Here is a 20488-nt window from a genome sequence, read left to right as displayed (position 1 = left end):
GATGGTCGGGCGGGAGCTGCCCCGGGTTGCAGCCCGCGGGTGGAGCCCCGCGGGCTTCCCTGGCGGGCCGCCGAGGCGGCTGACCCGGATCACCCCCGGCGGAGGATGCACCGGGCGCCGCTGCCCGGCAGAGTGCCCCTATGACGACGACGGGACAACGGCGGAGCGGCTGGCTGCGCCAGCTGATGCCCGGACTCGACGTCGCCGCGCAGTACCAGGGAAGCTGGTTTGGCAAGGACATCGTCGCCGGAATTGTCCTGGCGACGCTGCTGGTTCCGCAGGGCATGGCCTACGCGGAGCTGGCGGGGCTGCCGCCGATCACCGGGCTGTACACCACCGTCCTCTGCCTGCTCGCCTATGCAGTCTTTGGTCCGTCGCGCATCCTCGTGCTCGGCCCGGACTCCTCGCTCGGTCCGATGATCGCTGCGACGGTCCTGCCGCTCGTCGCGTCCGACGGCGACCCGCAGAAGGCTGTTGTGCTTGCATCGATGCTCGCGCTGATGGTTGGCGTCATCATGGTCCTCGCCTCGGTGGCCAAGCTCGGTTTCATCGCGGACCTCATCTCCAAGCCCACGATGGTCGGCTACATGAACGGTCTCGCGGTCACCATCCTGGTCGGCCAGCTCCCGAAGCTGTTCGGGTTCTCGGTGAGCGGCGAGGGGTTTATCGGGGACCTCGTCGGCTTCATCCAGGGCCTGGCCGGGGGCGAAACGGTGGCGGCCGCGGCCGCCGTCGGGATCGCCGGGATCGTGCTGATCCTGGCGCTGCAGCGGTGGCTGCCCAAGGTCCCGTCGGTGCTCGTCATGGTGGTGCTCGCGATCGGGGCCGCCTCGCTTTTCGACCTCGCCGACCGGGGCGTCTCACTCGTCGGGGAGCTCCCGCAGGGCTTCCCGCCGTTCACACTCCCCACGCTGGCATTTTCGGACCTCGCCCTGATGTTCGCCGGCGCCCTGGGGATCGCGCTGGTGTCGCTGACCGACACGATCTCGACGGCGTCGTCGTTCGCCGCGCGCTCCGGTGAGGAGATCCGCGGCAACCAGGAGATGATCGGCATCGGTGCCGCGAACCTGGCCGCGGGCCTCTTCCAGGGATTCCCGGTGAGCACCAGCGGCTCGCGGACGGCGGTGGCGGAACGTTCCGGCTCGAAGACCCAGCTCACCGGCGTGACGGGGGCCGTGCTGATCCTGCTCATGCTGGTGCTGCTGCCGGGGCTGTTCCGGAATCTGCCCCAGCCGGCCCTCGCGGCCATTGTGATCACCGCTTCGATCTCCCTGGCTGACATCCCGGGCACCGTCCGTCTCTGGCACCAGCGCAGGACCGAGTTCTCTTTGTCGATTGCGGCCTTCCTCGGGGTGGCGTTGCTGGGCGTGCTGCCCGGCATCGGCATTGCGGTGGGGCTGTCCGTCCTCAACATTTTCCGCCGGGCCTGGTGGCCCTACGAGACGGTGATCGGGCGGGTGCCGGGGCTGGAGGGCTTTCATGACGTGCACGTCCACCCGGACGCGAAGCACCTGCCGGGCCTGGTGATCTACCGCTTCGACGCGCCGCTGTTCTTCGCCAACGTCAGGCCGTTCCGCGAAAACATCCGGCGGCTGGCCCGAACCGAACCCAAACCGCGGTGGATCGTCATCGCGGCCGAACCCATCACCGACGTCGACACGACCGCTTCGGATGTGTTGCTTGAGCTGGACGTGGAGCTGAACGCGCAGGGCACCTCGCTCGTGTTCGCGGAGCTCAAACACGGGGTCCGGGCGAAGATCGAGCGCTACGAACTGACCCGCCAAATCGATCCGCGCCACTTCTACCGCACCATCGACGCAGCCGTGGCCGCCTACATGGCCGAGACCGGGGCCGACTGGGGCTCCGGGGACTAACACCCACCAGCAACGCGGGGTCACATACGGCCCATCCCGGGGTCCCGGATGGGCCGTATGTGACCCCGCGTTGGTGTTGCTACTCCGGTGTTCCGCTCCGCGCGAGCGTGCGCCGCAGGAGGGTCGCCGTGAGCCACGTGACGGCGCTGCACACCGCAACGCCCCAGGCGATGTCGGTCACGGCCACCACGGGCGGGAAACCCTTGAGCACGGCGAGCCCGGTCAGGGCCCAGGTTGCGTAGGTGAAGAATCCGAAGATGGCGGCTCCCGCCACCCGTTGCCGCAGGGTGGCGTCCGGATCGTTGGGTCGGACGCCGTAGTGCAGGATCCCCACCACATAGACGACGTAGAAGACGACGGCGCCGGCCATGTTGGTGCTGGGCGCGAGCAGGTCGCCGATCTGGCTTTTGTACTGGTTGTTCGCCACAGTGACGATCCAGACGACGTCGATGGCGGCGAAAATCACGGCGGCGACCGCGTAGGACAGCAGCCACCTCTTGACTGGGATGCTCATGCTTGGCTCCTGGGATCGGCGTAGAGGTTGTCGACGATGTGGTGGACTCGGTCGGTGAAGGCGCCGCGCTTGAGTTTCATCGTGGGGGTCACGATGCCATTGGCCTCACTGAGATCGGTGAGCAGCAGCACGAAACGGCGCACCTGCTCGGAGCGGGCGATTTTCGCGTTGGCGGCGCTGACCGCCTTGCCGATGGCGGTGAGGAGCCGCGCGTCGTCGATCTGGACGGCGCCGCCGTCGTCCGGGATCCGCAGGCCGGCCAGATCGGCGATGCCCTCCCGTTCCGCCCAGGCCGCGACAGACTCCGGGTCCAGCAGCACGAGCCCGCCGAGGAAGGGTTTGCCTTCGCCCACCATCACGGCGTGGGCCACGAGCGGGTCGCCCTCGACGTAGCCTTCCCAGATGGCGGGGGTGATGGTCTTCCCGCCCGCGGTGACGATGACATCCTTGATCCGGCCCTTGAGGGTGAGCCGTCCCAGCTCATCGAGTTCGCCGAGGTCGCCGGTGCGGAAGAATCCGTCCACGAAGGCATCGGCGTTGTCGGCCGGTCTGCGGTAGCCGGCGAACACGCCGACGCCGCGGGCGAGCACTTCGCCCCGGTCCGACAGGCGAACCGTTGTGCCGGGCATCGGAACGCCCACTGTCCCGGCCTTGATCGCCCCGGGCATGTTCCCGGTCAGCGGGGCGGTTGTTTCGGTGAGGCCGTAGCCCTCGATGACCGGCAGGCCGAGGCCGCGGAAGAAGAGGGACAGCTCGGCGTCGAGCGCGGCGGCGCCGGACAGCAGGTAGTCGAGGCGTCCGCCCATCAGCTTCCGGAGCCGTGCGTAGAACAGGCGATCGAACAGGGCGTGCCTGGCCCGCAGGCCCAGCGCGGGCCGCGTGGCCGGGTCGGCGTCGCGGGCTTCGGCGAACCGGCCCCAGGCCACAGCGGTGTTTTGCGCTGACGCCCACACCGGTCCGAGGTTCTTTTTCGCCGCGGCGGCCGCCGCGGACGCCTGGATCTTCTGCAGCACGCGGGGGACCACTACGAGGAAGGTGGGCTTGAGGGCGCCGAGGGCGGGCACGACGTCCCGGGGGTCGGACAGGTGCGCAATGCGCATCCCGTTGGCCAGGCAGGTCAGCTGCAGCCCGCGGGCCAGCACATGGGCCATCGGGAGGAAGATGATGGTGTTTCCGCTCTCGCGGACCACCCCGGTGTAGGCGGCCGCCACGTTCAGCACCTGCCCCACGAAGTTGCCGTGGGTGATGAGGGCACCTTTGGGCGCGGCCGTGGTGCCGGAGGTGTAGACGATGGTTGCCACCGAGTCCAGATCGGCCAGCAGGCGCCGCTCCTCGACCGCACTGTCGGGTATCCCGGCGCCAAGGCGCACCAGCTCGGCCAGGTCCGCCCCCGGGCGGGCATCCATGGTCCAGACCCCCAGTCCCGGCGTCCCTGCCTGTTCGAACCCCTGCTCCAGCAGGAGGGCATGCCCAGCGGTGCCGGCTATCGCGAGGCGTACGTCGGCGTCGGCCAGGATCGCCGTTACCTGGGGAGCCGCCGACGTCTCGTAGACCGGGACGACGACGGCGCCCGCGAACCACGCTGCCATGTCCGCCAGCGCCCACTCGTACCGGGTGGGGGACATGATGGCGAGCGATTCGCCGGGCCGGAGGCCGGCCGCGATGAAGCCCTTGGCCAGGGCACGGACCTCGTCAACGAACTGACGGGTGGTCACCTGGCGCCAGGGATCGGTAATTGCGGCATCCGCGGACCGTACCTCGAAAGCTATGTGTTCGGGGGAGGTCCGGAACCGCTGCATGAGCAGTTCCGTCGCGTTCCGGTGACCGGACGGATCGACCAGCAGCGGGGTAGTGAACTCTCTCATCGGGCGTCCTTCTCCGAAAGTGTGTGCAAGTGGTCCCGCATCAGGTGCTGGGCGACGCCGAGGAAGTCCGCGACGGCGGCCTGGTCGGCGGCGGGCAGGCCCTTGATGTGCTCGTTGGCGGCGTCCAGGAGGGGCCGCATCAGGGTCATGATTCCGCGGGAGGCCGCCGGGGTGGCGCTCACCTGGACTTGGCGCCGGTCATCGGTGCTCCGGTGGCGTGCCACGAAGCCGCGGGACTCCAGCCGGCTGATGGTGGCGGTGGTGGTGGCGGGCGTTGCGCCCAATTCTTCGGCGAGTTTGCCCGCGGTGACCGGCCCGGAACGTCCGAGCGCGGACAGTGCCCGGAAATCAGTGAGTGTCAGCCCCATGCCGCGGGCAATCTCCCACTCGGTTTCATTGGCGAGGGTGAACAGGCTCTGCAGGGCCAGCGTGGCCGGGTGGTGCTGCGGCGCGCTCATGTCCACTCCTTAGGTTCCGTATCGCGTTCTTCGACAATCTAGTTCGATGAACTATTATTCAATCTTATTTGATCATCTCCTTGGATTGCTAAAACTGTTGATGCCCGGAACGACGTCTTCAGCCGAATTGGCCGCGGCCCGCTCCGCGGATGAAAGGAAATCCTGGTGAAGGATTCACACCGTAAGTCGCTCATCGTCCTCCCCGTGGTGGTGTTGCTGGCGGCACTCGTCGCCGCGGCCGGCTCCCAGGGCGGGGCCACCCTGGGAGGGATTCCCGTTTTCTCCATGGCCGTTGGGGCCGCGTTCCTGATTCAGTGGCTGGTGTTCATTCCCTCGTTCAAGGCCCAGACCGAGAGGTTTTTCGACCTGACGGGTTCCTTGACCTATATCGCCATCACATTGCTGCTGGTCCTGCTCACTCCGGGGGTCGACGCCCGTGCGCTGCTGCTGGCGGCCATGGTGCTCGCCTGGGCCCTGAGGCTAGGCACCTTCCTGTTCCGCCGCATCAGCAAGGCCGGCAAGGACGACCGCTTCGACGAGATCAAGCCCTCCTTCGTGCGGTTCCTCAACGTGTGGACCATCCAGGGGCTCTGGGTTGTTCTTACTGCGGCCGCAGCGTGGGTGGCCATCACGTCGGTCACCAGGGTCGGCCTCGACTGGTTCGCGCTGGTCGGTTTCCTGGTCTGGGCCGTCGGCTTCGGATTCGAAATTGTGGCCGACCAGCAGAAGAGCCGCTTCAACGCCGACCCCGCCAACAGGGGCAAATTCATCTCCACCGGGCTGTGGTCCAAGTCCCGCCACCCCAACTACTTCGGCGAGATCCTGCTCTGGATCGGTGTCGCAATCATCGCCCTTCCGGCGCTGCAGGCCTGGCAGTGGGTTGCCCTGATCTCCCCGGTGTTTGTCACGCTGCTGCTCACCAAGGTCAGCGGCGTGCCGCTTCTGGAAACGAAGTCCGACAGGAAGTGGGGCGGCCAGGCCGATTATGAAGCCTACAAGCGGAGCACCCCCGTCCTGATCCCCAAGCCCTAGTAACATCCAGCAACGCGGGGTCACGTACGGCCCATCCCGGGGTCCCGGATGGGCCGTACGTGACCCCGCGTTGCTTCTTCTACTGGCGGGTACCGTGCTTTCGCCCCTCGCGGACCCCGGTTTGGGGTGTAATAGTGGGTCACGACACACAGAGTTAACCGATCCAGACTCGCGGAAACTCGATGATCCTTGGCAAAATGCAGGTGGATCAATTGCTTCTAAAGGAGACCCATGGCCGAGAACACTGCCGAAAACACCAACCGTCGACTGAAGGCCGTACTGGACGTTCTGGCAGAGGAGGTGTGGACGGGCGAGAAGCTGAACGCCGGTGCAGTCCTGGGCGAGGCAATCGCACGCGTTCCGCTCAACGAGTTCGAGCGTGAACTGCTCAGCGGCGGAATCCCCCGCGGCCACAAGACCCTGACCACCGCCACGGCGAAGTTGGTCAAGGCAGGCTGGCTCGTCAAGGGCCGTTCGGGCTGGACGATCACCGAGGACGGCCAGCGTGCCACCGTCGCGTTCGCTGACCCTGCCGCTTTCGCCGCAGCGCTCGACGCCGGAACTCCCGTTCCCGCCGACACCCCGCTTCCGTCGGAGCCCGCCGTGAAGCCGGCTGCGAAAGCAGCCGCCCCGAAGGCAGCCCCGAAAGCGGCCAAGGTTGCCGAAAAGGTCGCCGGCAAGGCTGCCAAACTGGTCGAAGATGCGGTTGCTCCCGTCGCCAAGGCGGTCCGCAAACGCAAGGCACCCGCTACGGCCACGGCCCCGGCCGCCGAAACGTCTACGGCCGCGACTCCTGCGGCAGCCCCCGCGGCTGAAGCGCCCGCCGTCAGCGTCGAGACCATTGAGCAGCCGGAAGCGGTAGCCGTCGCAGGCGATTTCAACGTCCTCCTGGGCGCGCCGGCCAACTGGGCCCCGCAATACGATGAATCCCAGATGGAACTGGATCTCGTCGACCAGCTCTGGAAGATTGTGGCGGATCTCCCGGCCGGTTCCTACACCTTCAAGATCGCGCTGAACCGCTCCTGGGACGAGAACTTCGGCGCCTTCGGTGCCTTCGACGGCGCCAACCACGAGGTGCACCACCCCGGCGGCCTGCTGGTCATCCACTACGACCACCGGACCCGCGACATCATCCTGCCGTAGCCAGCGACGCGCATTTTTCCTGCCGTCGCGCCAAAGACCCCTCGCTGCCGAATTCCGGCGTCGAGGGGTCTTTGGCGCGTCACGGGCGGCTTGGCGCGTCGTGGACCCGTGGCAGGGCTGGTGGGCGGCGTGCTTCCAGCGTCGAGGGGTCGTTGGCGCGTCACGGGCGGCTTGGCGCGTCGTGGACCCGTGGCACTGCGCACCGGGCACGGCGGACCGGCCTAGCATTGGATTATGGAAACCGTCGACGTTGAGGGGCTGCGGATCGCGTATCAGCGGGTTGGCCAGGGACCGGCACTCGTCCTGTTCCACGGGGTCGGGGAGGACAGCCGGATCTGGGGTCCGCAGCTGGAGGGCCTATCGGACGAGTTCACGGTGTTCGCCTGGGACGCTCCCGGGTGCGGGCAGTCGGACGACCCCGCTCCCGACTTGTCCGCAGAGGAGCTCGGCGCGCTCACGGCCGGGTTCCTGCGCGCGGCCGTGCCGGCAAAGCCGCACCTTCTCGGGCTGTCGTGGGGTTCCCTGGTGGCCCTGGAGCTGTACCGCGGGTACCCCGGGATGTCCTCCTCACTGGTACTGGCCTCCGCCTACGCCGGCTGGGCGGGCTCCCTGCCGCCCGAGGAGGTGGAGAGGCGCTACGCCCAGGTGCTGGCCGAGATCGGCCAGCCGCCGGAGAAGTTCATCAACGAGTGGCTTCCCACCCTCTTCACGGACAAGGCCGATCCCGCCGTGGTTGCAGCAGTCAGCCGGATCATGGCCGACGTGCGCCCGGCCGGGATGCGGGCCCTCCTCTCAGCCAGCGGCCGGGCCGACTACCGCCCCGTGCTGCCCACCATCAGCATTCCCACGCTCCTGCTCTATGGCGCAGACGATCAGCGCTCTCCGTTGAGCGTGGCCCACGAACTACACCGCCAGATTTCAGGCTCACAACTGGCGGTGATTCCCGACGTCGGGCATCTCGCCCCGATGGAAGCGCCCGACGCGTTCAACAGGGAAGTGCGGAATTTCCTGCACGGCATCGCTGCGACGTGAGCCGGTCCGCGGACTGAGCGGCCGGAACCGTGCCGGCCCGCGGACCGAGCGGCCGGAACCGTGCCGGCCCGCAGCCCGAGCGGCTCTAGAACCGTGTCGGGTCCGGGCGCGGAGGCGCGACCGGGCCGGGATCCGGAATCGGCAGCGGACCGGGTACCGGGAACGGACCGGGTACCGGGAACGGACCGGGCGCCGGAGAGGGGCCCGGTTCCGGGATCGGCGCCGGCGGCGGGACCGGCCCGGGCTCCGGCGGGAACGGGTCCCCGGGCTGCGGCTCGGGCGGGACCGGCCCGGGCTCCGGCGGAAACGGCTCAGGTTCGCGGGCCGGTGGAATGGTCATGTCAGGCTCCCTCACTCATCGTTGAACGTTGTACAGGATGGTAGGTCCGGGCTTACCGGGCGGGCCCAGCTGCTCCGGCGCGCAGGACCTTCAGCTCCCACGGCCGCAGATGCAGCCGGGGCACCGTGGCCTCCGCGGGGTAGTTGCCCAGCACCAGTTCCGCGCTGCCCCACGCAAGCGGGACATCGGCGTCGTCGAGCGCCACCTCCTGGTCCTGGCCGGAAAAGTTGCCCAGCACCAGCAGCCGGGTGTCCGGTAGCGACCGGACAAAGGCATAGACGTGCTCGTCCCGCGGCAGCAGCATCGTGAAATCCCCGTGCGAAACCACGGGCTCGGCATGCCGCAGCTCGATCACCTTCCGGTAGAAGCTGTACACCGAGTCGGGGTCGTCGATCTGGGCGGCGGCATTGATGTGGTTGGCGTTCGGGTTGACCGCAATCCAGGGCGATCCGGTGGTGAAGCCGGCGTGCCGGGACGCGTCCCACTGAACCGGGGTGCGGGCGTTGTCGCGGTTCAGCGGGGCCAGCGCGGCGAGGACGTCGGCGTCGGTGTGGCCCAGATGGGTGGTGGCCTCGCGGTGGTGGTTGAGGGCCTCGATGTCGCGGTAGTCGCTGATCGCCCCGAACATCATGTTGGTCATGCCGAGTTCCTCGCCCTGGTAGACGTAGGGCGTGCCGCGGTGCAGGTGCAGGATGCCGGCGAGCATCTTGGCGGAGAGTTCACGGTACTGGCCGTCGTCGCCGAAGCGCGAGACCGCACGGGCCTGGTCGTGGTTGCCCCAGTAGAGGCTGTTCCAGCCGCGCCCGGCCAGGCCGGTCTGCCAGTGTCCCAGGGTCTTCTTGAGGTCCGTGAGTTTGAGTTTCTTGGGCCGCCACTTGTTGCCGTCCTCCTGGTCCAGGGCGACGTGCTCGAACTGGAAGACCATGTCCACCTCGGCGCGCTCCGGGTCAGTGAAGAGGATGGCCTCGTCCACGGTGACGCCGGGCATTTCGCCGACGGTCAGCAGCGGTCCTGGGCGGCCGGCAAAGACCTCGCGGTGCATCTCCTGCAGGAATTCATGGATCCGGGGCCCGCCGATGTAGAACGGGGTGCCGTCGCCGTAGAGCTTGCCGGCGGCGATGGGCCCGTCCGGCAGGTGGGTGTCCTTGGAGATGAAATTGATGACGTCCATCCGGAAGCCGTCCACGCCCCGGTCCAGCCACCAGTTCATCATCTCGTACACCGCCGCACGGACCTGCGGGTTTTCCCAGTTCAGGTCCGGCTGCTTCCTGGAGAAGATGTGGAGGTAGTACTCGCCGGTGGCCTGGTCCAACTCCCACGCGGGGCCGGAGAACGCTGAACCCCAGTTGTTCGGTTCGGCGCCGGAGCCGTCGGCGGCAGTCCCGCGCGGCGGCCGCCACCAGTACCAGTCCCGCTTCGGGTTGTCCTTGGAGGAGCGTGATTCCACGAACCAGGGGTGCTCGTCCGAGGTGTGGTTGACCACCAGGTCCATGACCAGCTTCATGCCTCGGGCATGCAGGCCGTCGGTCAGTTCGCGCAGTTCCTCGAGGGTGCCGAAGATTGGGTCGACGTTGCGGTAGTCGCTGATGTCGTAGCCGTTGTCGTCCTGCGGCGAGGTGTAGATCGGGGACAGCCAGACGACGTCGACGCCGAGTTTGTGCAGGTAGTCCAGTTTGCTGATGATGCCGCGCAGGTCACCGATGCCGTCCCCGTTGGAATCGGCGAAGCTTCGCGGATAGATCTGGTAGACGACGGCGCTCTGGAACCAATCGCGGGCAGGAGCCGTAAGGGATTCGTCAGTCGGCCGTTCTACCGTCATGGTGGCTCCTCAGCTGCTCCAGCGGGCTCCGGCGGTCAGCATCGACGCTGACTCACCAACGTCTGATTATTGAACAGTTCCCGCAGGCAGGGAAGACCCCGCCTGAGCTATGTGGACGGGCCAGCACAAGCAGCCGTCTGGAGCCCCTAGTTCTGGGCCGCGATGTTCTTGTCGCGGTCCTCGAACACTTCTTCGCCGGGGCCGGTGAACGCCTTGGAGCGCTCGATCGCCTCGATCGATCCGGTAAACAGCTGCGAGTCGTGCGGATCGGCCGGGTGTCGGCTGTGTTCGTCCGCGGCGGAGATCTTGCCCGGCCGCTTAGCGGAACTGTCGGATGAGTCGGAGCCGCCGGCCGCACCGGACGCCCCGGAGCCGCCGGACGCCCCGGCCGCGGCGGTGCTGCCGGACCCGAGCGCGGCGGAACTGAGCGACTCGAGCCGGACGTGGGGGAGCGCCGTCGGGTGCTCCTGCTGCAGGAACAGCACGAGCTCCTCGCGGATCAGGCAGCGCAGGTCAAAGAGCGTGGCGCTGTCGGCGGCGCTGACCAGGATGCGGACCCGGACGAAACCGGCCGTGGCATCGGTGATCTGCAGGATGCCCACACGCTTGTCCCAGAGCTCGGTGCCCGCCAGGACCCGCTTGAGTTCGGCGCGCATGTCCTCGACCGGGGCGCGCCAGTCGAGATCGAACTCCACGGTGCCCATGACCTCGGACTGCCGCCTGGTCCAGTTCTCGAATGGGGTGGTGGTGAAGTAGGTCGAGGGCAGGATCATCCGGCGGTCATCCCAGATGTGGACCACCACGTAGGTCAGGGTGATCTCCTCGATCCGGCCCCATTCCTTCTGCACCACCACAACGTCGTCCACCCGGATCGCGTCGGTGAAGGCAAGCTGGATGCCGGCGAAGACGTTGACCAGCGAGGTCTGCGCGGCGAGGCCGGCGACGATCGAGATCACGCCGGCGGAGGCCAACAGCCCGGCGCCGAGGGCCTGGATCGCGGGGAACGTCAGCATGGCCACGCCCAGGGCCACAATGACGATCAGGGCGACGCCGATCCGGCGGGCGAGGATGACCTGGGTGCGGAGCCTGCGGGCGCGGCGGTTGTCCGCCACATCAACCCGGTAGCGGGAGAGCACCATGGTCTCGATGATGAGGAACACCGCGACCGCCAGCCAGGCGAGGGACCCGATGAGCGCGATCTGCAGCGCGTGGTCCAGGTTGCGCCGCCACTCGGCGTCGTCCGTGGTCAGGCCCAGGGCGATCCGGACGGCGATCAGGCAGAGCGCAAAACGCAGCGGCAGGCGCGCCACCCGGGAGCTCTCGCGGAGGGCGGGCCGGTTGCGGTTGAGCTGGAGCACAATCCGGCGCACCAGCCAGGAGGCGAGGAGCCCGCAGGCCACGGCGAGAGCCACTGCGAGGATGGGGGCCAGGAAGGGCATGGCGGGATCAAGGACGTCTTGCATTACTTAAGCTCTAGCAAGCTTCCGCGGCCAATTGAAATCTGCGGGGGGCAACGTGGGAAGCATCACGGCCGGAGCGCGGGGTGTCCCGCCGCCGTCACGGCTGTCCGGCAGGGGTCCTAAGGCCCTAGTTTTGGCGGCCAAAGACCAGAGAATTGTCCAACCACGCAATTTTCCCAGGGGGAGGGTGCCATGCGCCGGGGTGCGCCATTCGCCACAACGTTTTCCTCTGTCTGCGCAGCCGCCGTCGTTGCCGGATGCGGGTCACCGGCTGCGGCCCCCGCCACCGGCTCCGCGCCGGCCACGGCTGCCAGCGCAACAGCCAGCCCTCCGCAGACCAGCGCCCCCTCACCCGCCGGCATGGTCCCGGCGGGCTGGAAGACGTTCACGACCTCGGACGGCACGCTCGCGTTCGACTACCCGGAGGAGTGGACGGTCAAGGCCGGTCAGTCCGCGGAGGACGGTGCGTTCGTGGCGCTCGTCAGTGACTACGGCAAGACGATGGCGACCTTGCGGACCAACGTGGCTGCGTCGGACGAATGCACGGAGAAGGTCCCATTTATGGTGTACGACGCCGAGCCCGTCCCGGCCCTGGCCCAGGGCGGGGTGACGCCGCGGTTCGTCTACGAGGGGCGGACCGACCCGTACCCGGGTGATCCCGGGGACGGGTCCTCAAATGATCCGCCGGAGTCCCTCAGCCTGGCATATGGCATCACCTCTGCGCCGGAGCCCTCCGGGGACACCGCCTGCCCCATATCCCATGTCTTCACCTGGCCCCCCAGCGGCGCTGCGTTTGGTGGTGTCTACGACCCGTTCGACACCACCCCGGGCGGCCCCCCGCACGTGGATACCCCTGAGGTGTACAAGGACACCACCGAATACAAGTACGTCAAGCAGGCGGTCACTTCACTGCGGCCGGTCGGAAAGCAATGACGTGAGGATTCCGGCGGGTTCACCCGGTGCCGTCCTCTGCGCCGCTGCCGGCGCAGCCCTCAGCGCGGTCCTGCTGCTGACGTCCTGCGGTTTGGCCCCGGCCCCGCCGGCCGGCGACGCTTCGGAAAGCCACAGCCAGGGAAACACGGCGTCCCCGTCAGCGGGCACGACGCCAGCCGGGTCGCCGCCGTCGGACGGCCCGCCGTCGGAGGGGCCCACCTCGGGCTGGACGACGTTTACGACGGCGAACGGGGAGTTGTCGTTCGACTACCCCGCCGGCTGGACGGTCAAGGACCCCGGCGGGGCGCTCGCCGGGGATTTCGTGGACGTGCTGAACGCCGCGGGGAAGCCGGTGGCGGGTCTTCGGACCAACATCGTCACCGGGGCGGAATGCCGCGATAAGGCCCCGTACCAGGCCTACGATTCGGCGCCCATGATTGCCCTTGCCGAGAGCGGCGGCGGCGACGGCGGGGTGCCCCGGTACGTCTTCGAGTCCCGGGGCGAGGACACCGGGGCGGTGGCCACACAGTCCACCGTCGCCGCCTACGGCATCACCATGGTGCCCGAAGAGGCCGGCGACACGGCGTGCCCGATGTTCCACCTGTTCCTCTGGCCGCCGGGCGGCGCCTTCTTCGGCGGGACATACAACCCGGAGAACAACGTTACGCCCGGGGATCCCGCCCTGCCGTATCTGGAGAAGGCCAGGCTGTACACCTCGACCCCGGAGTACCAGGACATCCGGAAGATGATCACCTCCCTACGTCCGGCGGGAAACCCGGTGGGTGCGCCGGCCGGGAAATAGCCGTTCCGGGGCTGCCCGGCGCAGTGCCCGCGGGGTTACCCTTGCGGTACCAGCCCGTTCGTCCTGGCACCGCTTTCGGCACTGAAAGGCCCGCCATGAGGATCAACCCTCGTCGCACGGACGCTTCCTCACCCAAGCCGGCTGCCCCCGATGGCGACCCCAAAGCTTCCGACCCCTTTCCCGCTGACAGCACCCCCAGTGTTGCCGCCGATGCCACCCCCAGTGCTGCCGCCGATAGCACCCCCAACGTTGCCGCCGATGCCACCCCCAGCGCTGTGGACTCCGTTCCCGGCCGGCGCCCGCCGAGGCGGCGGAAGGGATGGCGCATCCTCGCCGTGGCGGCCCTGGCCGCAGTCGGTCTGGGCCTGGCGTCGACCGGGGCCAACCTGCTGCTGGAGCGGCAGGAACGGGCCAGCATCACCCCTTATGGCGAACGGATTGAGATCTCCGGTGGAGCGGTCAATGTCTTCCGGAACGGCCACACCGGCCAGTCGATCGTGCTGCTCAGCGGCCTGGGAACGGCCGCGCCGGCGCTGGACTTCGCACCGCTGATCCGCGAACTGGGCGACTACAACGTCACGGTTGTTGAGGGATTCGGCTACGGCTACTCCGACATGAGCGCCAGCGAACGCAGCAACAAGAACATCAACACTGAACTCCACGAGGTGTTGGGAAAGCTCAGCATCACCCAGCCCTATGTTCTGGCCGGCCACTCGATCGCCGGATTCTACATGCTGGACTACGCCAACCGCTATCCTGCGGAGGTGGCAGCCGTGATCGGGATCGACGCCACCGTGCCGAAAGCCATGGGCGGCCCGGCGGGCGTGGAGTCAGGAATCCTAGGTGCGGCGGCGCGGCTGCTCTCCGTCACTGGAGTGGTCCGCGACGTCCTCGCGGTGGCCCCCGGCCTCGCGGAACCGGACGGGGATGCCTACACGCCGGAGGAACGTGAACGCATGCGCCTGATGATGAGCTGGAATTTTGGCAACCAGGCCGTCGCTGATGAGACGGCACGAACCGGGAACAACGCCTCGGACCTGCGCGGAATGAGCTATCCCGACGGGCTGCCCGTGCTCGCTTTCGTCGCCGACGACGGGTCCCCGGAGACCGCCGGCAGGGCTGCAGCGCTCGAAAATCTCCTGAAGAACGTCAAACGCCACGAAATCGTCCCCCTCGCCGGGGGCCATTACCTGCATTGGACCCAGTCCAGGGCCATGGCCGAGGCGATCAGGAAGTTCCTCGCAACCCAGTAACCGGGACCGTCCTCAGCTGTCCGTCTTCAGCGGTCCGTTGTCGTCGGGGGGCTTCTCAGCGGCGGGGTGCCGCGACCCGGCACGCAGCGCGGTCCGGATGTTGACCTTCGAGGTGTAGGAGATCGAACCGTACTGGAACAGCCTCACAGCGAGGCGGAGCATGACGGCCGCGCCCACGAAGAGGATCACGATCACGATTCCGGCCTCGAGCGGGCTCAGGGAGCCGAAGCCGTTGCGCAGCAGGGCGGTGACCGGGGCCGAGAACGGGAAGTAGGTGAAGATCTGCACGATGAGGGACTGCGGATCGGAGACCACCAGAGCCACTGCGTAGAACGGCACGAAGATCAGCGCCATCATCACGCCCATGAAGTTGCCGGCCTCTTTGGCGGTGGGCATCACGGCGCCGATGGCCACGAGCGTGGTGGTGAACAGGGCGAAGCCGCCGACCAGGACCAGCAGGCCCACGGTCATCCGGAACGGGTCCAGGATCAGCGGCGGCAGGTCCAGGGCAGTGAGGCTGAGCGCCTCGGGGAAGAACAGCCGGCCGATCACGACGGGGGACAGGAACACGAGCATCTGCACCAGTCCGATCCCGAACAGCGCGATCACCTTGCCCGCGATGAGCGTCCTCGGTTTGAGTGTGGTCAGGATCATCTCGGTGACGCGGTTTTCCTTCTCCTCCAGAGTCGAGTTGAGCATCTGTCCGGCCAGGAGCACGATCAGCCCGTAGAAGATGACCAGGAAGAACAGCGGCGGAATCACCGAGCCAAGGCCGCCGGATTCCTTGGTGCCGTCATAGGTGACGGTCTCGACCTGCACCTTCCCGGCCGCGAGCGCGGACAGCTGGGGTGAACCGATCCTCTGTTCGACGGCGTGCGTCAGCATGGCCTGCGCGACGGCGGCATACTTGCCGTTCTCGAAGATCCCCTTGTCCGCTCCGTGGACGCGGACGGCCGTCGTTTCGGGGTGGGCAGGGTAGTCGAAGTAGGCGTCCACGGTGCCGGACTGCACGGCCTGGATCCCGGCGTCGGGGGAGACCGCGGAGGTGGCCCCGAAGAGCGCAGCATCCTTGGCGGTGATCAGTCCGGAGGCATCGGTGTAGGAGATGCTGAACTGGGCGCTCTTCTGGGCCGCGGCAGCGGTGTCCGTGGTGCTGTTGCTGAGGAAGATCAGCCCGAAGACCACGGCAATGATGATCGGGACGGACAGGGTGCCGATCCAGAACCGGCGTTTGGTCACGGTACGGATGAACTCGAAGCTCACAACCGTGCCCAGGTTGTGCTGCGCCACGGCTACACCCCTCCCCGCGGCCGGGACTGTCCGGGGCCGGCGCTGCCGGCGGCCCCGGCAGTTCCAGAGACGGAAGGCTTGTTCTGGTCGCCGTAGACCCGGATGAAGATGTCCTCGAGGGAGATCTTGGTGGTGGTGAAGCTTCGGACGGTCACTCCCGCGTCCACCAGGTCCTTGAGGATCACGGCTTCGTCGGTGGCGTCGGTGATGGACAGCTCCGAATAGTTGGTCTCCTCGAGCATCACCTCGTAGTGGGGTGAGCGGGGGATGGGGCCGGTGTGCCTGATCCGGATGATGCGGCCGCCGTACTTGTTCTGCACCTCGTCGATCGTCCCGTAGGCTTCCGCGGTGCCGTCCTTGAGCAGGATGACGCGGTCGCAGAGGCGCTCGACTTCTTCCATTTGGTGGGTAACCATGATGACGGTCGCGCCGGCGAGTTTTTGTTCTTCGATGATGTCCATCAGCAGGCGGCGGTTGACCGGGTCGAAGCCCTTGGTGGGTTCGTCCAGGATCAGCAGCTCGGGATTGTTCATGATCGTGACCCCGAGCTGGACCTTCTGCTGCTGCCCGCTGGAGAGCTTGTCCAGCACGGCGGAGGCGCGGTCCGCCAGCGCCACCCGGTCCAGGTACTCCAGCGACCATCGCTTCGCGGTCCGCCGCTCCATCCCCTTGAGCCGGCCGAAGTAGGTCATGATGTCGATGACCTTTTCCTTCTTGTAGAGCCCGCGCTCTTCGGGAAGGTAGCCCAGCCTGTCGCCGTGCTCCGGTTTGAAGTCCCGGCCGTTGATGTGGAGGATTCCGGCGGTGGGCTCGTAAATGCCCAGCAACGCCCTAATGGTGGTGGTCTTGCCGGAGCCGTTGCTGCCGAGGAAACCGAAGGTCTCGCCGGCGTGCACGTCAAAGGAGAGGTCGCGGACCACGGTGGTGTCGCCGAAGTCCATTCGGAAGCCGCTGATGTGGACCCGTGCTTCGCCCATTGCGGCTCCCGATAATGCCGGGCTGTCTGCCCGGGTCTTACTGTTTCTCCGCTTAGACGGCGGGGATATGCCGGTGCCGGCGGTGGGACGGCGTCGGCAGGCCTGCCCTGGTCCGGCCTGTACCGCCCCATGCGTTGGTGTGGGCCTCCTTGATCAGGCCGGTGCCGGCGCATTCGCGGACTGCCATGATGCCGACCGCGGCGGATTGCTTGTCATCAAAAGCCTTGGAAATCGCCAAAACTGTACCGTCGGCGCCGAGGAGCCGGAAACGGACGCTGTCCTCAGCGTCCGTGAAGATTTCGAATTGTCCTGCCATCTTTTTTGTCCTTTCGGGCAATGCAGCACGGCGGGAGGGTGAGACACTTCCATGTGCCATGCCGTTTTCTCGACACGTCCCCGCAACGCACCAGACAATTTTCCCGCTGGCTGTCATGGAAGGTAAGGGGCAAAGGTCCCTATATGGATAGCGCAAATCTCCTCTGGCGTTGCCCACCGGAAGGGGCGCTACATTGGACCATGGCTGAGTTTCCGAGGGGTGATTCCGGCGAGTGGGTCCGGCTGTCGGCGCGGGTGGACGGCGTGGTGCAGGCCGTCGGCTTCCGTTACTGGACGGTGCGCCAGGCCGAGGAGCTGGGGCTGACGGGGACGGTCAGGAACAACAGCGACGGTTCGGTGGCCATCGTGGCGGAGGGTCCCCAGTCAGTGGTGCTGCAGTTCCGGGGCTGGCTGCGCTCCCCGGAGGCGCCGGGGCAGGTGGAGACCGTGGAGGAATCAATCTCCCGGGCCACGGGGGCGTTCAGTAATTTCCGGGTGGTGTACTAGGCCGGTTTGGCGGTCAATTGAAGACGCAAAGCCGCAGATATGCGTTTGTCGCCCCTGAGTTGTTCCACGCCGTAGCGCTTACGGCAGATTTCATCTTGCCGACGTATCCCTTGGCTGTTCCGACAATTTTTGACGAAAAACCGGCGGTGTCCAAGAACCAGCGGACTTCCTCTAGCATGTAGCCCGCGGTGGTCAGGTGATCCTCGACGCCTTTACGAACGCCTGCCTCAGAAGGTTGGATACGTGTGAAGGTGGTCGTGTATTGGGCCACGTCTTGCGTTTGTTGTGCGGACATTAGAGCGGCAAAAGATGAGCATGTTGTGTCCTTGACCAATCCTTTCACCAGATTGTCCATATACGCTACGAATGCATCTGATGGATGGCTCCCGCCAATTAAGGAACCCCTCACCAGGATCCACGACTCGCTGGTAATGGAAGAGGAGACCCCGTCAGAAACGCCAAGTAGTGTCGCAAATTCACGGAACGCTGCAGCGCGGTCCTCCGCATTGGCAATGATTTTCAGCTCTTGAGGGCTGAGAGAGCCCCTTTCGGGAACCTTGGCAACCAGATCATCCAGGTTCTTGGCCGCACTGTTCAACTCCGATGGCTGTGCAGAATGAACGACCACCTTGGCTGCATCGTCGCTACCTTTTCCGACGGCCGCAATTGCGGATTTGATCGCTTGGCCACAGTCGGAAGCCCCTGCCAGGAGGAAAAGCGCAACGACGCTCAGCGAAATCGCCCGGACCAGTCGAGGTCTGCTTTTCATGAGAGCCCCCAAATCTTGCGCGTATCAATTGTTCGACGGGTTTAGCAGATTGCGAAATGATCGTCAATAGTAATCCGCCAGTGCCGGGGCCGTTGAATGGAGAGGGAAGAGCGTACGACCGCGGAACGGGGCGTGGAGCAGGAACCGAAGATTTCAGCCTCAGGACCGCGTGAGGAGGCCGTGGCCCAGGACGGCTTTGCGGGACAGCGTCCGGTAGCCCTCGCGGTCGAACAGCACGGTGAGGAGGTCACCGTCGTGCCCCATGACCAGTCCCGGACCCCAGAGGGCATGCTCCACACGTGAGTTCAACGGGAACGGCTCGACGACGCCGGCGTCCGAACCGTGGGCGTCCGAACCGCCGGCGTCCCCACCCTGTGCGGCAGCGCCCGGGCCAGCGGCAACAACAGCGACGCCGACGGCGGCAGCCCCGCCGTCGTGCTCCGGCAGCAGCGCCGTCCCTGCAGTGCAGTTGTCGCAGTTCCCGCAGGGTTCGGGCAGGTCCTCGCCGAAGTAGCCGAGCAGGAACTGGCGGCGGCACCGGTGCGTTTCGGCGTAGCTGCGGATCATCGCGATCCGGGACTTGTCCACCCGCTCGCGGGCGGCGGCGAGATCGACAGCGCGTTCCACCACCTGCGCGGGGTCGGCGGCCGGGTCGAGCCGGACGCCGTCGTGGCCGGCCGTGACGGCGCCGGTGTCCTGCAGCTCGTTCAGCAGGCCGGTGACGCGCCGGAGAGGGAAGGCGGTCCACTCGGCCAGTGTCTGTGGCGGCAGCGGCCTGCCTGCCTCTCGCAGCACGGTGAGGACCGCAAGCAGCGCGGACTCGTCGGGGGTGTGGGTGGCGAAGTAGCGCCGCAGCCCGAGGTCCTCGGAGCGGTAGTGCAGCACTGCGAGGGATGGCTGGCCGTCCCGTCCGGCACGGCCGATCTGCTGGTAGTAGCTGTCGAGGGACTCGGGGATGTCCGCGTGGATGACGAAGCGGACGTCGGGTTTGTCGATCCCCATGCCGAACGCCGTGGTCGCCACCACCACGTCCAGGCCGCCGTCGAGGAACTGCTGGTGGACCAGCTCCCGCTCGGCGGGCGTGCGGCCGGCGTGATAGGCCGCCGCGCGGAGGCCGCTGCGGGCCAGCTTCAGGGCGTACCGTTCGGTGTCCTTGCGCTTGGCGGCATACACCAGCCCGGGTCCGCGCTCTCCGGCGCTGAGCCCTGCGACCTGTTCGGTAACGGCCCGGCGCTTTGCCTTGTCCTCATGGTGGCGGAGCACCTCCAGCCGGATGTTGGGCCGGTCGAAGCCGTGGACCAGCACCAGCGGGTTGGCCATGCCGAGGCGGCCCAGGATCTCCTCGCGCACCGGGGGAGAGGCTGTGGCCGTCAGCGCGGCGGTGGTCGGGTTGCCGAGGCGCTCGCGGACCTCGCCGAGCCGGAGGTAGTCGGGCCGGAAATCGTGGCCCCAGGCGGAGACGCAATGCGCTTCATCCACCACGAAGAGGACGATGTTCAGCCCCGCGATCCGTTCCACCGTGCTGGGCTTGGCCAGCTGTTCCGGAGCGAGGAAGAGGAACGCCGCGTCGCCGTTCTCCACCGCCCGCCACGCACGCTCCTGCCCGGCGGCGCTGTGCGAGGAGTTGACCGCGACGGCTCCGCCGGGCCCCGCCGCTTCCCGCAGCCCGTCCAGCTGGTCCTCCTGCAGGGAAATCAGCGGGGACACGACGACGGTGGGCCGCTGCTGCTCTCGGTGCAGCAGCAGGGCGGGCACCTGGTAGATGGCCGACTTCCCGTAGCCGGTGGGCATGACGGCGAGGACGTCCCGGCCGGCGGCGAGGGCACGCATCCCGGCGAGCTGACCCTCGCGCAGGTGCGTCAGGCCAAAGGTGACGTCCGCGAGCCGGCGGAGCCCGGCGTCGTCGATGGCCTCGGTCATGGGGCAGCTCCAGTGCGGCAGGTCGCGACAGTTTGGGGTGGGACGGGCCGGCCACGGTGCGGGCCGTTGGTTTCAGGGTAGGACTTCCCGGGAAAATTGCACAAAGTGCGGGGTCGCCGGGAAGGCAGCCCGCGCCCCGACCGGGGCAAAGGTCCCTCGGCAGCGGGCCCGTTTCTGAGTAGGGT

Annotated in this window: 18 protein-coding genes; 8 read left to right on the top strand and 10 right to left on the bottom strand. The window is 67.3% G+C overall.

Annotated elements, in window-relative coordinates; all coding sequences use genetic code 11:
- Window positions 1-140 precede the first annotated feature (140 nt).
- Window positions 141-1874, top strand: a complete 1734-nt coding sequence (locus tag QCD75_RS09705; RefSeq protein ID WP_301228025.1) for a SulP family inorganic anion transporter — start codon at window positions 141-143, stop codon at window positions 1872-1874.
- 79 nt (window positions 1875-1953) lie between these two features.
- Here the strand turns inward: QCD75_RS09705 and QCD75_RS09700 are convergent, their stop codons facing one another.
- The 3 genes from QCD75_RS09700 to QCD75_RS09690 are packed head-to-tail and all read right to left on the bottom strand — an operon-like array spanning window position 1954 to window position 4711.
- The gene (locus tag QCD75_RS09700; protein ID WP_301228023.1) at window positions 1954-2388 is read right to left on the bottom strand and encodes a DUF2177 family protein; all 435 of its coding nucleotides are present in this window, start codon (window positions 2386-2388) and stop codon (window positions 1954-1956) included.
- Entirely contained in the window at window positions 2385-4253 is a 1869-nt protein-coding gene (locus QCD75_RS09695; RefSeq protein ID WP_301228021.1) for an AMP-dependent synthetase/ligase, read from the bottom strand. The genes QCD75_RS09700 and QCD75_RS09695 overlap by 4 nt, the downstream gene beginning before the upstream one ends.
- Window positions 4250-4711 carry a MarR family winged helix-turn-helix transcriptional regulator gene (locus tag QCD75_RS09690; protein WP_301228019.1) on the bottom strand — a complete coding sequence of 154 codons (462 nt, stop codon included), beginning with the start codon at window positions 4709-4711 and terminating at the stop codon, window positions 4250-4252. Before QCD75_RS09690 ends, QCD75_RS09695 begins: the two co-directional genes overlap by 4 nt.
- Before the next feature lie 165 nt (window positions 4712-4876).
- On the opposite strand from QCD75_RS09690, the gene QCD75_RS09685 reads away from it, so the two are divergent.
- The 3 genes from QCD75_RS09685 (at window position 4877) to QCD75_RS09675 (ending at window position 7918) form a co-directional block, all read left to right on the top strand.
- Window positions 4877-5743, top strand: a complete 867-nt coding sequence (locus QCD75_RS09685) for a DUF1295 domain-containing protein (protein ID WP_301228017.1) — start codon at window positions 4877-4879, stop codon at window positions 5741-5743.
- Between the two features lie 231 nt (window positions 5744-5974).
- Window positions 5975-6886: a pullulanase X25 domain-containing protein gene (locus tag QCD75_RS09680; protein WP_301228015.1), complete on the top strand. Its 912-nt coding sequence runs from the start codon at window positions 5975-5977 to the stop codon at window positions 6884-6886.
- A 234-nt stretch (window positions 6887-7120) separates the two neighbouring features.
- On the top strand, window positions 7121-7918 hold the full coding sequence (locus QCD75_RS09675) for an alpha/beta fold hydrolase (RefSeq protein WP_301228013.1): 798 nt from the start codon (window positions 7121-7123) through the stop codon (window positions 7916-7918).
- Between the two features lie 392 nt (window positions 7919-8310).
- Here the strand turns inward: QCD75_RS09675 and QCD75_RS09670 are convergent, their stop codons facing one another.
- Together QCD75_RS09670 and QCD75_RS09665 are read right to left on the bottom strand one after the other, a co-directional pair.
- Window positions 8311-10077 (bottom strand): glycoside hydrolase family 13 protein, encoded by a 1767-nt coding sequence (locus QCD75_RS09670; protein WP_301228011.1) that lies wholly within the window; start codon window positions 10075-10077, stop codon window positions 8311-8313.
- 146 nt (window positions 10078-10223) lie between these two features.
- Window positions 10224-11540: a mechanosensitive ion channel family protein gene (locus tag QCD75_RS09665; RefSeq protein ID WP_301228009.1), complete on the bottom strand. Its 1317-nt coding sequence runs from the start codon at window positions 11538-11540 to the stop codon at window positions 10224-10226.
- A gap of 189 nt (window positions 11541-11729) precedes the next feature.
- Between QCD75_RS09665 and QCD75_RS09660 the strand changes: the two genes are divergently transcribed.
- From QCD75_RS09660 to QCD75_RS09650, 3 genes are all read left to right on the top strand, one after another.
- Complete coding sequence (locus tag QCD75_RS09660) at window positions 11730-12470, top strand: hypothetical protein (protein ID WP_301228007.1); 741 nt, start codon at window positions 11730-11732, stop codon at window positions 12468-12470.
- Window position 12471: 1 nt separating this feature from the next.
- A complete protein-coding gene (locus QCD75_RS09655) occupies window positions 12472-13272 on the top strand; it encodes a hypothetical protein (protein ID WP_301228005.1) in 801 nt (266 codons plus the stop codon).
- Window positions 13273-13367: 95 nt separating this feature from the next.
- Window positions 13368-14525 (top strand): alpha/beta fold hydrolase, encoded by a 1158-nt coding sequence (locus QCD75_RS09650; protein ID WP_301228003.1) that lies wholly within the window; start codon window positions 13368-13370, stop codon window positions 14523-14525.
- A 12-nt stretch (window positions 14526-14537) separates the two neighbouring features.
- On the opposite strand, the gene QCD75_RS09645 is transcribed toward QCD75_RS09650, so the two are convergent.
- From QCD75_RS09645 to QCD75_RS09635, 3 genes are read right to left on the bottom strand one after another with little or no spacing between them, the layout of a single operon-like run.
- Complete coding sequence (locus tag QCD75_RS09645) at window positions 14538-15815, bottom strand: ABC transporter permease (protein WP_301228001.1); 1278 nt, start codon at window positions 15813-15815, stop codon at window positions 14538-14540.
- 2 nt (window positions 15816-15817) lie between these two features.
- Window positions 15818-16792: an ABC transporter ATP-binding protein gene (locus QCD75_RS09640; RefSeq protein ID WP_301227999.1), complete on the bottom strand. Its 975-nt coding sequence runs from the start codon at window positions 16790-16792 to the stop codon at window positions 15818-15820.
- 52 nt (window positions 16793-16844) lie between these two features.
- A complete protein-coding gene (locus tag QCD75_RS09635) occupies window positions 16845-17108 on the bottom strand; it encodes a YegP family protein (RefSeq protein ID WP_301227998.1) in 264 nt (87 codons plus the stop codon).
- Window positions 17109-17308: 200 nt separating this feature from the next.
- Between QCD75_RS09635 and QCD75_RS09630 the strand changes: the two genes are divergently transcribed.
- Window positions 17309-17614, top strand: coding sequence for an acylphosphatase (locus QCD75_RS09630; protein WP_301227996.1), 306 nt, complete (start codon window positions 17309-17311; stop codon window positions 17612-17614).
- Between the two features lie 13 nt (window positions 17615-17627).
- Here the strand turns inward: QCD75_RS09630 and QCD75_RS09625 are convergent, their stop codons facing one another.
- Together QCD75_RS09625 and QCD75_RS09620 are read right to left on the bottom strand one after the other, a co-directional pair.
- A complete protein-coding gene (locus QCD75_RS09625; protein ID WP_301227994.1) occupies window positions 17628-18383 on the bottom strand; it encodes a hypothetical protein in 756 nt (251 codons plus the stop codon).
- A 159-nt stretch (window positions 18384-18542) separates the two neighbouring features.
- On the bottom strand, window positions 18543-20303 hold the full coding sequence (locus QCD75_RS09620) for a RecQ family ATP-dependent DNA helicase (RefSeq protein WP_301227992.1): 1761 nt from the start codon (window positions 20301-20303) through the stop codon (window positions 18543-18545).
- Window positions 20304-20488: the final 185 nt, after the last annotated feature.

The sequence above is a fragment of the Arthrobacter sp. PsM3 genome, assembly GCF_030433895.1.
Lineage (GTDB): Bacteria > Actinomycetota > Actinomycetes > Actinomycetales > Micrococcaceae > Arthrobacter.
This window is presented reverse-complemented; position numbering and strand designations above follow the sequence as displayed.